Raw genomic sequence first — 13,471 nt, forward strand, 5'->3', positions numbered from 1 at the left:
TATTCTCTGCTTTGAGACTTTAAACCTGAAGGGGATGCAACGTCTTTGGGGTAGGAAAATATCAGATTTAGCTTTTGGTGAGTTTATACAAATCCTCGAATGGGTTGCCAAAAAGAAAAATAAACTGCTTGTGTTCATCGACCGATGGTATCCCAGTAGTAAGACTTGTTCTAGTTGTGGACACGTTTTAGAAAGTTTAGATTTGTCTGTTAGGGAATGGCGCTGTCCTTCCTGTTCGTCAGTAAACGGGAGAGACGAGAACGCATCCAGAGTAATTTGTGCAGTCGGGGCATCGACTGTTGGGTTAGGTGATGTCAGACTGGCTACGCCAGCAATTGCTGTTTGAGCCTAGAATCTCCATGCCTTCAGGCTGGGGAGTATGTCAATATACTCTGATGGCGATCGCTAAAGCCAAGTCTCGCCTGTCAAAAATCCTGAGTTTCAGCTATCTAATTTTACACATAACATTTGATTACCATTCTTCTGAAATTCATAAGCAACTTGTTTGATTTCTACCGCATATCCCCGTTGTTGTAATTCATTAACGACTGGTTGCAGCCAGGGAGATAATTCACCAGATAATTTTAACAATGGAAAAATGCGTACTTCCTTGGCAACTCGGCACATTTCCATAATTGATGCTAAATGAAACTCTGCTGAAAGTTGCTCAGAATAAGTAAATAATAGGTGGGAACACAAAGCTAAATCAAATTGATTTGTGGCAAAAGGTAAAACAGGTAATTCATCTGTTACATAACGCCCTTGATTAATTCCGTTAGGGAAATCTAGCAAAAATTGACCCATTGCTTTCATCCGAATTTCACCCATCATTTCCGGTGATGGGATATTCTGCCAAACATAGTATTCTTGATTGGCTTTCACACCTTGGATGACTATTTCATAAGTATCTTGAATGCGTTGAGCAATTTCATCGGCGGTGAATTGATAAACTGGGTCACAAGAAATAACTTTATAACTTTGAAGTGTCATTTCTGCATTGAAACTAGCAGGGCCACCAGCACAATCGAGTATATTTAAATTGAGTTCTTCAGGAGTTAAATCAAACATCTGGATATATTCCAGCATTGAACGTCCCCAAGGAATGATGCTTTCTAATTTAAACCCCATTTAGTATCTGCCTCTACAATTTCAACTAGCAAAAGTAGGGTGTATTGTCGCGCAGCGCCACGCACCATCAACAATTTAAGCTATGATAGCCGCTAATTTGCCCAAAAATACAATAACTACTCCCCTATCTTCTACCCAAAGCGTGCCATAAAGCGGCGATCAATCCAATCTTTCCAGCACCAGAAGAATTGATGCGGTGGTGAAGTTAAAGCTCCTTTGGAAGCGATCGCCCGTTTGTCACCAGTACCAATTAAACTTAAATATTGTTGCTGTGGTATGTAGGGTTTGAGTGGCTGGCCTAATAAAGTCCTTTGTAAATTCTCAAACAATGGCTGACCTTGGCGCACCGCAAACACCCCAGCTTTAGGACGTGGATGATTTACCATTGTGGCAATGTCACCCGCCGCAAATACTTCTGGGTGAGTTTGAGATTGTAATGTATCTTCGACTAAAATAAATCCTTGTGCATCAGTAGCCAGTCCAGTAGTTTTTAGCCATTGGGGTGCAGAGGCTTGTGTCACCCAAAATATTTTATGGCATTCTACCAATAACCCAGATTCACATTTAATCTGAAATATTTCTGGCGTTTCTTTGTTGGTTAATAAAGAATTTTTATTGTTATACAGTGGTGCAACTTCACATACCGTTTGCCCTAAATGCAAATTGATACCACGCTTAATTAAAATCTGCTGAAATTGCTCTTGTATTGATTGATGGTAATTTGGCAACAGTTTCTCATGACGTTGAAATAAATGAATTTGTAAATTTTGAATTGGTTGCTGATATTGTTGCAAAATTGCCTGTAAATGAGTTTGCATGGATAGCGCTAACTCCACACCGCCAGCACCACCACCCACAATCCCTATACTCAGAGGTTTTTGGGGATTTTGGCGGACATTTTCTAGTAGCTGATACCAATGTTGCAATAATTTTGGTACTGGTTTAGCTGCAATTGCATATTCTGCGGCACCTGATACAGATATTGTGGCTGGAGTGCTGCCAATATCAACAGACAAGACATCAAATTTTACGGGTGGGCGATTAGCACAAATCACTTTGTGGTTTTTCAAATCCAGTTCTACTGCTCTATCAATATATAACTGTGCTTGAGCAAAATTCGCTAGTTTTCGTAAGTCAATGTGACATTGCTCATGGCTATAAAATCCCGCAATGTGTCCTGGTAGCATCCCAGAATAAGGTGTCTTTACGGTTGGGGTAATCAGTGTCAAATGTACTCCAGGCAAAGGATTCATGCCAAACATCTGCAATACAATTGCATGGCTATGTCCACCACCAACTAACACTAAATTTTTGTTTTTAAAATGTATATCTTTTGACATTTATTTATTGCATTTAATTTGAAGATTGGATTTTTAGAATAATCTATGGGTGATTTTTTATGCTTATGTTTAAAGTTTAGGAATGAAAAATTAAATCATTTTTTTGACTCAACTTATATTATTTTATACCAAAAAATATATATTCAGCTTCACATTCCTTGTATTGACAAAATAAAATGTAATTTTTTGATTTCTTTTAAGGAGAAAAAATCATTAAATTCACCAATGTTTAAATTCTGATGGATAAGCACAATAGGTTACAAGAGAAACAATTAAAGATTAGTATCTGTATGGCAATGGCAATTATTAATACTTATCAAATATTTAAACAGCAGTTCACTAGTAAACAGATAGGATTAAAAGAAATTATCTTGGGGATAGTTGTTACCCCAGAACAAACAAGAAAGATAAAATTTCAGGCACTACAAAACCGTTTATTTGAAGTTGCACAACATCTAAATCATGAGCAAAACGAGGACAGGTTGGCAGTAATTTATGATTTAGAGCAATTTTCTCAAAGTTATCCCCAATACCATTGGCAGATCATGAGCATTCTCACTCATTTTGTGCAAAATTATGCTGGTAAGATGAATCGATATGAATTGAACAAAAACTCATTACCGACAATTTCTAGAGAGATTCAAGTAGCCCTAACGGTAATTGGCAGAAGAGATACTCATCAAGATGAGGAAGAGGAACAACTAGATTTAAGCCACACAGATATGAGGGGAGCTAATCTCCATCAAGCTCACCTAGAACTGACAAATCTCTATCAAGCTAACCTTTCTGGAACTAATCTTTCTGGAGCTAACCTCTCTGGAGCCATTCTGAGTGCAGCTAATCTTTCTGGAGCTAATCTTTCTGGAGCTAACCTTTCTGGAGCCATTCTGAGTGCAGCTAATCTTTCTGGAGCTAACCTTGCTGGTACTAATTTACAGCAAGCCAACTTATATCTAGCAAATCTCGAGGGAGCGACTCTCAGTGATGCTATTCTCGAAGGTGCAAATCTCCGAGAAGCCAAATTTAACTAAATTCGTAGTTCGTAATTCGTAGTTCGTAATTCGTAATTCGTAGTTCGTAATTCGTAGTTCCCATATCACAAGCGTTTCGGTAGTTTATTTAGGCTTTGCTGTCCTAGTGATCTTTGCATTTATTCTTTATCCCCCTGCTCCCTGCCTCCTTGCCCCCTGCTCCCTGCTCCCTGCTCCCTGCCTCCTTGCCCCCCTGCTCCCTGCCTACCTCAGCAATGGAATATTTTTTTTAATTGGAAGTCCCTGATTGGCGATCGCCTGATTAATCTACTGATACTGATAAACTAGTGTAGTGTTATATTTGATGCCATCTTATCCATAAAAATTGAATTAATTAAGCCTTTTGATATATTTTCAAAAATTATCGGCTGTAAAGCATATTCAAATTATCAGCTAAATGATATACTAATGCTTCCTAAACTCTAAGTAATAATTCTGTGTCGTGAGGAATATTACTGCTATGTCTGCTTATAAGACAGACAAATTCTGGCGTTGGTTGATAGCTACAACAGTTATATTTTTGCTTTCACTGACTTTGATTGTTTTTGCATCCTCATACCTTGAGGACTTGACAGTTGACCAACGTATACAGTATAGAAATCAGGCATTGACAACCACTGGTCTAGTTTTTCTCGGACTGGCAGTGTTGATTAATGCTTACTATGCCGCAAAGCGTGTGGAGGCTATGCAAAAAAATGCGATCGCGGCGGAAAAAAGCAACGAAATTAGCATTCAAAATTCCCAACTCAGCCAAGACAAACTGATTGTAGAACGCTTTCTGGGGGCAATAGCCCAACTTGGGCATGAAAAAATTGAAACCAGAACAGGTGCAATTTATCTTTTAGAGCGAGTTACCCAGGATTTTCCCAAAGAACATTGGACAATCATGGAAATCCTCGCTGCTTTTGTGCGAGAAAATGCTCCTATTCAAACAGAAGACGAGCAAAGAAAGCTGGAATACTTACAGCCCATATATTTGGGTAGAAACAAAAGCAAGACGCGTCGTACACAGCAAGAGGAACCAAAAACTAGCGAAGTATTACCCAAAATTCGTCAAGATATTCAAGCAGCCCTGACTGTGATCGGACGGCGGAATTCTCTGCTAGATGGGGAAAATCAAAAGCTGAATTTACGGAATACCAACATCCGGCGAGCCGACTTGCTGGGAGCGAATTTAGAAAGAGCTGATTTGCGTGGTTCTAATCTTTGTGGAGCCGACTTGCGTGGTTCTTACCTGTGTGAAGCCAATCTTGACGGTGCGAAACTAGCTGGCTCTATTCTTCATGGAGCCAACCTGATGAAAGCAAATCTGAATCGAACCAACTTCTGTTGGGCAAATATGAATCATGCTAATCTTTCTGGAGCGAATTTACGAGGAGCCAACCTTCTAGGCGCAAGTCTGCGTGCTGCTAACCTCTCTGGGGCTAACCTTTATAAAGCCAATTTACAACAAGCAACATTAAAAGTGGCTAACCTCTCTGGTGCAAAGTTGTTTCTAGCTAACCTGCAATGGGCAAAGCTGGGTAAAGCCAATCTACAATTTGCAGGTCTAATTGGAGCCAACTTACAAGGGGCTAACTTAAATGGGGCTAACTTGAATGGGGCTAACCTGAACGCGGCTAAATTGCAACAAACAGAAATCTTTTTTGCTGACCTCACCGAAGCCAGTTTTGCTGAAGCTGACTTAGATAGAGCCAATCTGATGGGATCAGACCTGAATAAAGCCAGCCTTTATCAAGCTAACCTTTCTGGGACTAACCTCATGGGAGCTAACCTATCGGATGCTAACCTCTGTGATGTCAAGTTGGAAGGGGCTATTTTGACAGGAGCAAAAAACGTCCAGTTACAACAGATTAGAACGGCGCTAGGCGATCGCACAACGCGTTTACCTGATTACTTGGAAGCTCCAGTCAATTGGCGACAATCTGGCTGATGATCCGCAGTATTGATTATTGGGGTGCATCTTACTATTTATATTTATTCTGGTCTGATTTATTGTTTTTATAGCTTGTATGGTTCATCTTAAACTTTGAGGCTTGATGGATTTAAGTGAGTAATTCCTCGATCCCTGTATAGTAGATGTGATTGTCTCGCACTTAAAAAAACCGCTATAATTTTGGGCAAAAAACCTTTACTTCAAGTTTTAGATAAGTTTTGTTTATTCAATCAATTATTTAGATTAAACTTAATTAACATCCATAACCTTTTATCTATGAAAGCAATTTAATATTTCTTTTATATTTAAGTTACTCTATGAATTATATTGACCCACTAGGCTGTAAACTATCTTTAACGCCATAAAAATTAGTTGTCAGAAAAACTTGTATTTATGTAAGTTTTTTTGCTCAAGTTTTTTAGATGTTTTTGATCTAAGCTTTGTTTATGAATGATTCGTATTTAGCGAATCGCCAAGTATAAAAAAATAGTGTCTGCTGCTTTGCAAAGAATTAAACTTTAGTCTTGGCTAAATTTTTTGTGTTCATAAAACATTAAATTTCCTGAAAGTAGCCAGGAATTTTCACAAATCCAAATTTGACTATTTTCCTCACCACAAACCTAGCATGACATTCACTAATACGATCCATTTTAGAAACTTACGAGGCGATTTATTCGGTGGTTTAACTGCCGCGATCGTTTCCTTACCACTGGCGTTAGCATTTGGTGCTGCTTCCGGTGCGGGGCCTGCGGCTGGTCTTTATGGTGCAGTTTGCGTGGGCTTTTTCGCCGCCTTATTTGGTGGGACACCAACCCTGATTTCTGAACCTACCGGGCCGATGACCGTAATCATGACTGCTATTGTCAGTTCCATGATTGCCAAAAACCCAGAAAACGGCTTGGCAATGGCATTTACAGTCGTGATGCTGGCCGGGGTATTTCAAATCTTATTGGGAGTATTCAAGCTGGGTAAATATATTACCCTCATGCCCTACAGCGTAATTTCCGGCTTCATGTCTGGGATTGGAGTCATCCTGGTCTTGCTGCAAATTGCTCCTTTTCTGGGACAGTCCAGTCCTAAAGGTGGCGTATTAGGAACGGTGCAAAATTTACCCCAGCTGTTCGCCAATATTAATCCTGTGGAAACAGCTTTGGGAGCGATGACCTTGGCAATTATTTTCTTAATGCCATCTAAAATCAAGCGCCTTGTCCCACCACAATTAGTAGCATTAATATTAGTAACAATAGTTTCCCTGGTATTTTTCGGGGATGTTGACATTAGACGAATTGGCGAAATTCCAATGGGACTGCCAACATTGCAAATACCTACCTTTAATACATCTCAAATCATTGTGATGATGGTTGATGGGGCAATGTTAGGGATGTTGGGTTGTATTGATACCTTATTAACAGCAGTTATTGCAGATAGTTTGACTCGCACTGAACACAAGTCTGATAAGGAATTAATTGGTCAAGGTATTGGTAACGTCATATCTGGTTTATGTGGTGGACTCCCTGGTGCTGGTGCAACGATGGGAACAGTAGTTAACATCCAGACTGGTGCGAGAACGGCTGTATCTGGTTTAACTCGGGCTTTGATTTTACTGGTTGTAGTTTTGTGGGCAGCTGTTTTAACTCAACCTATCCCAATGGCCGTATTGGCTGGTATTGCTCTGAAGGTGGGGATTGACATTCTCGACTGGAGCTTTTTGCAACGCGCTCATAAGGTATCCCTGAAGGGTGCGCTGATTATGTACGGTGTGATGTTCTTAACCGTATTTGTTGACTTGATTGTTGCCGTCGGCGTGGGAGTTTTCATTGCCAACATCTTAACTATCGAACGTCTTTCTCAGTTACAGTCTCACGATGTGAAGACCATCACCGATGCTGATGATGCCATTGTCTTGAACGATGAAGAGAAGCAATTACTTGATCAAGCTAATGGACGGGTACTTTTATTTTACCTCAGTGGGCCGATGATCTTTGGCGTTTCCAAAGCGATCGCTCGTGAACATTCAGCAATGGCAGACTCTGATGTACTGATTTTAGATATTAGCGATGTCCCTATGTTGGGTGTGACAGCTTCTTTAGCAATTGAAAATGCTATCCAAGATGCTCATGAGCAAGGTCGTCAAATATTAGTTGTTGGTGCAGCAGGCAAAGTTAAACGCCGCTTAGAAAAATTTGGTATTGAAAAATTCGTACCTTCCCATCATTTCTTTATGAATCGTTCAGAGGCACTTAAGCAAGCTTTAGCTTTAATTGATACTTCTGCCCACGGCAGAAATGTTGCTGTTACCAGTGAATATGGCTCCACAGCCAGTGACCCTGATAACTACGGATATCAAATTAATTAAGCAGGGTAAGTGTAGCAGAAGTCAAAAGTCAAAATTGAAATGCTTGCTGTGGCTGGTTTTGGGAATTTATTTATTTCCTAACCACCTTGGCGGTTGCTATAACTACCCACTATTTCACAATTACTTTTGTATTTCTCCAAGGACTTGATCTAATCACAGAATTCATCAACACAACAGACAGATAACATGATTTTCTCCGAATTAATAGTTAACTCAGTGTGGCAGAATCCTTTACTCGCAACTACAAACGAAGCCGAAAATGCCCCAATTGTCTTAGCTGGTGTATTACTCAGTTTAATAGTCATTTATCTTGCCAGTAAAATTGGCGGTGAATTGTCTAAAATGATCGACTTGCCTCCAGTTTTAGGCGAGTTACTTGGTGGCGTGTTAGTAGGTGCTTCGGCACTAAATTTGGTTGTCTTTTCTGAAAGTGGTGCAGCTGCTTCAGACTCCATCATTATGACAATCCTGCAATTTATTAACGACATCAGTCCCGAAGCAGTAACATCAATTTTTCAAAGCCAGAGTGAAATAGTTTCCGTTCTCGCCGAACTAGGTGTGATTGTTCTGTTATTTGAAATTGGTCTAGAATCAGACTTAAAAGAATTGCAGAAAGTCGGTTCACAAGCGGTAGTTGTTGCTTGTGTGGGGGTGGCTGTTCCTTTTGCGGCTGGTACTACAGGACTGATGTTACTCTTTCATGTTCCAGTAATTCCAGCAATTTTTGCTGGTGCAGCCCTGACAGCTACTAGTATTGGTATTACCTCCAAAGTTTTGTCAGAAATTGGGCAATTAAAATCACGTGAAGGTCAAATTATTGTTGGTGCAGCAGTCATTGATGACATTTTAGGCATCATTGTATTGGCAGTAGTTGCGAGTCTTGCTAAAACTGGTGAGATTGATATTCTCAACGTAATTTATCTGATTGTTAGCGCTACAGTCTTTCTCATTGGTGCGATTTTATTAGGCAAATATTTCAATCAGACTTTTGTCGCCATTGCTAATAAATTGCAAACGCGAGGAAACTTAATTATTCCAGCCTTCATCTTTGCCTTATTCATGGCCTTTCTGGGTAATGCCATCCATTTAGAAGCTATTTTAGGCGCATTTGCGGCTGGTTTGGTTTTGGATGAAACCGATAAACGCAAAGAACTAGATGAGCAAGTTAAACCCATAGCAGATATTGTAGTCCCAATTTTCTTTGTGACAGTGGGCGCGAAAGTTGATTTAGGCGTTCTGAATCCTTTCATTCCAGAAAATCGAGAAGGATTAATTATTGCTACCTTCTTAATTGTGGTAGCGATTATCGGTAAAATTGTCACAGGTTGGTCAGTTTTTGGCCAAGACAAAATTAATCGGTTAGCGGTTGGTGCAGGGATGATTCCCCGTGGTGAAGTTGGGTTAGTGTTTGCCGGGATTGGTGCAGCTAGTGGTACTCTTGATAAACCATTACAAGCGGCGATCATTATTATGGTGATTTTAACAACCTTTTTAGCACCACCTTTATTGCGGTTTGCATTTAAACAATCGCCAGCAGAAAAAGAATCTTTGGAGAAAGCCAATTTAATCGGCTAACACCGCTACACGTTCGTCAAAAGTTAAAAGTCAAAAGTCAAAAGGTTGATGATTTCGGCTTTTTGACTTTTGACTAATCTGTTTATTTACACCGTGCTTTAATAGCTAATTTTATTCCACTACCCAACAGGTAATTCCCGTGTTAGAAGCATATATATTCGCCACAATATTGTGCGGATTTTTTGGCATCATCCTGAAAAAAAACCTTGTGATGAAGATCATCTCTATGGATGTGATGAGTACAGGGGTTATCGCCTACTATGTGCTGATTGCATCACGAAATGGCTTTTTTACCCCAATTGTTGTCAACGGCGAAAATCGCGCCTACGCTGACCCAGTTCCCCAAGCGGTCATCTTGACGGCAATTGTGATCGGATTTTCGATTCAGGCCATAATGCTAGTTGGTGTCATGAAGTTAGCACGGGATAATCCGACTTTGGAAAGCAACGAGATTGAGAAAAATAACACGCCATGAATAACATTACTATTGCATGGATCGCACTACCGTTGTTTTTGGGATTCGTTATTTATCTGCTTCCCAAACTTGACCGATACCTTGCCCTTTTTGTAGCCCTGGTTTCGGCTGGATATGCGTTGTCGCTATTTTTTAACCAATCCCAGTTGACACTAAGTTTACTGGATAATTTCGGTGTCACCTTAGTAGTTGATCAATTAAGTGGTTACTTTATATTGACAAATGCACTGGTAACTACTGCGGTCATTCTCTACTGTTGGCGGAGTGATAAAACGGCTTTCTTTTATACACAGATTGCGATTTTGCATGGCAGTGTTAACGCCGCTTTTGTCTCTGCGGATTTTATCAGTTTATATGTGGCATTAGAGGTAATTGGGATTGCGGCGTTTCTCTTGATTGCTTATTCCCGAACCAATCGCTCGATTTGGGTAGGGTTGCGCTATATGTTTGTCAGTAACACGGCTATGCTGTTTTATTTGGTAGGCGCGGTGTTGGTCTATGAGGCGAATGGTTCCTTTGCTTTTGCTGGGTTAAGTAAAGCACCTACTGAGGCGATCGCCTTAATCTTTGTCGGACTCTTGACAAAAGGGGGCATATTTGTATCAGGATTGTGGCTACCCTTAACACACTCCGAATCAGAAACGCCTGTGTCGGCCTTGCTGTCAGGAGTTGTTGTCAAAACTGGTGTATTTCCCTTGGTGCGCTGTGCGTTGCTAGTGCCAGAGATTGATCCCGTTGTCAGGATATTTGGAGTAGCTACAGCGTTTCTGGGCGTAATTTATGCCTTATTTGAAAAGGATACGAAGCGTTTGCTGGCCTTGAGTAGTATTTCTCAGTTAGGCTGGCTTCTCGTTGCACCGGAGGTAGCAGGTTTTTATGCCTTGGGCCACGGACTAGCAAAATCGGCGCTTTTCTTGATTGCTGGTAACTTACCCAGTCGAGACTTTAAGGAATTGCAAAATCAGCCAATGAATCACGGGCTGTGGATTGCCCTTGTCATGGGTAGTCTGTCAATATCCGGTTGTCCTTTGCTGGTTGGCTTTGGGGCTAAGATGCTGACGCTGGAAAATGTCCTTCCTTGGCAAGTTATGTTAATGAATATTGGGGCTGTAGGAACGGCAATTGTGTATGCCAAATTCGTCTTTCTACCTCATGGACAAGGAAAGGATGTTAAACCTGGTTTTTGGCTACCACTGATTCTATTACTAGGCGCGCTTATGGCTTCAATTACTGTGTACTTCGAGGCATACACTATAGCAAATATCACCAAAGCATTAGCGATCATCGGTATTGGCTGGTTAGCACATTTTTTAATTTTTCAACGGTTAGTTGTCAACTTACCACGTGTACTTGAGCAACTTGAAAATCTGATTGGAGTAATGAGTTTGATGTTGCTTTTACTATTAGGGATGGTATTAGCATGATTGGACATCTGAATCTGATATTGCGACTGACTATTTGGTTTTTGCTCACTTCTGATTTGAGTTGGGCAAATATCATCATTGGTGTTAGTGTCGCCCTCCTATTACCAGGCCGTCAAAAAGTCCCGGAAGCTTTAAGGGATTGGTTACGTGTATTGGGTGAAGTGATAGTAGCCATTCCCCAGGCGTATATTGAGGCATTTGAAATCATCTTTCGTCCCCATAAACACGAAGATGTGATCATGGAACGAGTTAAACCTCAACGTACACCTGGACTCATATTCCTAGATATCTTCTTGATTACCTTTACGCCCAAGACTATTGTCTTGAAATACCACGAACAGGGGTTGTATGAAGTACACCGGGTGAGACGGAGGAGGAAAGCGTGAATCTGGTCTTGTTTGCAATGATTTTAGCCCTGCTCATACCCATGTATGAAGCTTGGCAAGATGATGATATTTGGCAGAAAATGTTGGCTTTTGCCAGTATTGCCACCAAAACATCAATTATGATCCTGATTGTCTCCGTGTTACGGGATGATTGGATGATTGGTGTTGTCGGGATCATTATTCTCAGTGTGGGTAATGCCGGATTAATGTTATTAGCACATCTACTGAAACGTATGAGTAATTTATGATTGACCTGTTGAGTTATACCTGCTTATGCTTAGGTCTGTTCTTCTGGTTTTGGGGAACTTTACCCCTCCTGGGTCATCGCTCGGTATTATTCAAGCTGCATAGTCTTTCGGTTGCAGATACCCTGGGATCGATGAGTATTATTTTTGGGCTACTGCTAAAGATACCCAGTGAATGGCCGCTACTTCTTCTGGGCATCATCTCTTTGGCTATCTGGAATACAGTGCTGGGTTATGTTTTGGCATATTGTTCTAGTCCCAATGATCGCCATGAATGATAATATTTATGTGTATATAATCACCGCCTTGTTGCCGTTATCCGCGTTAATGCTGGTAATTCAGGTTAATCCATACAATGCCCTGGTTGTTCAGGGAATACTGGGCGCTGTGGCGGCCTTGGTATTTGCAGTTTTGGGGGCGGCGGATGTGGCTTTAACCCAAGCATTAATGGGGACTTTTCTGGCGATTACGCTCTATGCGATCGCAGTACGTTCATCGTTGGTTTTGCGTCTGGGTGTGCTGAAAGACGACTTGAACGAAGCAGATCAAGATTCTGGGCATTTTGGGCAAATAATAGATAACTTACGCACAATTTTTAGCAAATACTATATGCGTCTTGAGTTAGTTCCTTACACAAATATGCAGGCTTTGCACCGGGCGCTGATGGATCAAGAAATCCATGTAACTTGTGTCCAGCGATCGCAAGAACACAATGATCAAGAAGTCGATGCCACCTGTGGAGAGGAAAAGCAACTCTATCACACCGAAACCAGGGTTCGACGCATTTATGACATCATGCAAACCGACCTTTTATCACCAGATACAATATTGACCTATGTAAATGTACCAGATTCAGGAGAGAAGCATCTATGAAATGGGTCTACATTGCTGCCGGAATAGCGATTTACATCATATTCCTAATCATGCCCAATCACACACCGGATTTATCTGATATTTCTATCGTCAAATCAGTGGTACAAGATAGTGGAGTACCCAATGCAGTTACAGGTATCATTCTCAGGAATCGGCTGTATGACACTATCTTTGAAGTAGTAGTATTTACAATCGCAGTCATGGGTGCGCGTTTTCTGCTGGCTGATGAAAGACCGTTCTGTATTATTTATCAGTTTACAGATGAACCATCAATTATTTTGGCGCGTCTGGGAGCAACTATTTGCTCATTGGTGGGGATTGAACTGGCGATTCGAGGACATCTGAGTCCGGGCGGTGGTTTTGCTGCTGGGGTGGCGGGTGGTACAGCCATTGGACTGATTGCGATTACCTCATCCTCAGAGTGGATGCAGGCAATATACAAGCGCTGGAACGCCGCTAGATGGGAAAAGGTGTCAGTCCTGATTTTTATTGTCCTGGCAGTCATAACTTTAGCAGGATTTGAGTTACCCCACGGAGAGTTGGGCGCACTGGTCAGTGGTGGAGTGATCCCTTTACTGAATATTTTAGTTGCAGTCAAGGTGGCGTTGGGGTCTTGGTCGGTGATGTTAGTTTTTATTCACTATCGTGGATTGTTGTGAAGGGAACAGGGAACAGGGAACAGGGAACAGTTTCAAGAGTTTA

The 13,471-nt window shown here is 41.1% G+C and carries 14 protein-coding genes; 12 read left to right on the top strand and 2 right to left on the bottom strand.

Translation table 11 applies throughout. The features are described 5' to 3' along the window. On the top strand, window positions 1-346 hold a 346-nt coding region (locus VB654_RS19630; protein WP_323215486.1), incomplete at its 5' end, for a transposase. 95 nt (window positions 347-441) lie between these two features. Here the strand turns inward: VB654_RS19630 and VB654_RS19635 are convergent. Continuing rightward, a complete protein-coding gene (locus tag VB654_RS19635) occupies window positions 442-1,128 on the bottom strand; it encodes an SAM-dependent methyltransferase (protein ID WP_323215487.1) in 687 nt (228 codons plus the stop codon). Between the two features lie 131 nt (window positions 1,129-1,259). After that, window positions 1,260-2,468, bottom strand: a complete 1,209-nt coding sequence (locus VB654_RS19640; RefSeq protein ID WP_323215488.1) for an FAD-dependent oxidoreductase — start codon at window positions 2,466-2,468, stop codon at window positions 1,260-1,262. A 239-nt stretch (window positions 2,469-2,707) separates the two neighbouring features. Between VB654_RS19640 and VB654_RS19645 the strand changes: the two genes are divergently transcribed. The 11 genes from VB654_RS19645 (at window position 2,708) to VB654_RS19695 (ending at window position 13,428) form a co-directional block, all read left to right on the top strand. After that, window positions 2,708-3,499: a pentapeptide repeat-containing protein gene (locus VB654_RS19645; protein WP_323215489.1), complete on the top strand. Its 792-nt coding sequence runs from the start codon at window positions 2,708-2,710 to the stop codon at window positions 3,497-3,499. A gap of 460 nt (window positions 3,500-3,959) precedes the next feature. Continuing rightward, window positions 3,960-5,432, top strand: coding sequence for a pentapeptide repeat-containing protein (locus tag VB654_RS19650; RefSeq protein ID WP_323215490.1), 1,473 nt, complete (start codon window positions 3,960-3,962; stop codon window positions 5,430-5,432). A 628-nt stretch (window positions 5,433-6,060) separates the two neighbouring features. After that, window positions 6,061-7,791: a SulP family inorganic anion transporter gene (locus VB654_RS19655; protein ID WP_323215491.1), complete on the top strand. Its 1,731-nt coding sequence runs from the start codon at window positions 6,061-6,063 to the stop codon at window positions 7,789-7,791. A 186-nt stretch (window positions 7,792-7,977) separates the two neighbouring features. Continuing rightward, the gene (locus VB654_RS19660; RefSeq protein WP_323215492.1) at window positions 7,978-9,366 is read left to right on the top strand and encodes a cation:proton antiporter; all 1,389 of its coding nucleotides are present in this window, start codon (window positions 7,978-7,980) and stop codon (window positions 9,364-9,366) included. A 139-nt stretch (window positions 9,367-9,505) separates the two neighbouring features. Continuing rightward, on the top strand, window positions 9,506-9,841 hold the full coding sequence (locus VB654_RS19665; RefSeq protein ID WP_323215493.1) for a cation:proton antiporter subunit C: 336 nt from the start codon (window positions 9,506-9,508) through the stop codon (window positions 9,839-9,841). Then, the gene (locus VB654_RS19670; RefSeq protein WP_323215494.1) at window positions 9,838-11,265 is read left to right on the top strand and encodes a cation:proton antiporter; all 1,428 of its coding nucleotides are present in this window, start codon (window positions 9,838-9,840) and stop codon (window positions 11,263-11,265) included. The genes VB654_RS19665 and VB654_RS19670 overlap by 4 nt, the downstream gene beginning before the upstream one ends. After that, on the top strand, window positions 11,262-11,651 hold the full coding sequence (locus VB654_RS19675; protein ID WP_323215495.1) for a Na+/H+ antiporter subunit E: 390 nt from the start codon (window positions 11,262-11,264) through the stop codon (window positions 11,649-11,651). The genes VB654_RS19670 and VB654_RS19675 overlap by 4 nt, the downstream gene beginning before the upstream one ends. After that, window positions 11,648-11,899 (top strand): hypothetical protein, encoded by a 252-nt coding sequence (locus tag VB654_RS19680; RefSeq protein ID WP_323215496.1) that lies wholly within the window; start codon window positions 11,648-11,650, stop codon window positions 11,897-11,899. Before VB654_RS19675 ends, VB654_RS19680 begins: the two co-directional genes overlap by 4 nt. After that, window positions 11,896-12,174: a monovalent cation/H(+) antiporter subunit G gene (locus VB654_RS19685; protein WP_323215497.1), complete on the top strand. Its 279-nt coding sequence runs from the start codon at window positions 11,896-11,898 to the stop codon at window positions 12,172-12,174. Before VB654_RS19680 ends, VB654_RS19685 begins: the two co-directional genes overlap by 4 nt. Beyond that, complete coding sequence (locus tag VB654_RS19690; protein WP_323215498.1) at window positions 12,167-12,769, top strand: DUF4040 domain-containing protein; 603 nt, start codon at window positions 12,167-12,169, stop codon at window positions 12,767-12,769. The genes VB654_RS19685 and VB654_RS19690 overlap by 8 nt, the downstream gene beginning before the upstream one ends. Continuing rightward, window positions 12,766-13,428 carry a Na(+)/H(+) antiporter subunit B gene (locus VB654_RS19695; RefSeq protein ID WP_323215499.1) on the top strand — a complete coding sequence of 221 codons (663 nt, stop codon included), beginning with the start codon at window positions 12,766-12,768 and terminating at the stop codon, window positions 13,426-13,428. Before VB654_RS19690 ends, VB654_RS19695 begins: the two co-directional genes overlap by 4 nt. Window positions 13,429-13,471 lie beyond the last annotated feature (43 nt).

Origin of the sequence: Nodularia sp. UHCC 0506 (genome assembly GCF_034931045.1) — a bacterium.
Taxonomy (GTDB): Bacteria; Cyanobacteriota; Cyanobacteriia; order Cyanobacteriales; family Nostocaceae; genus Nodularia.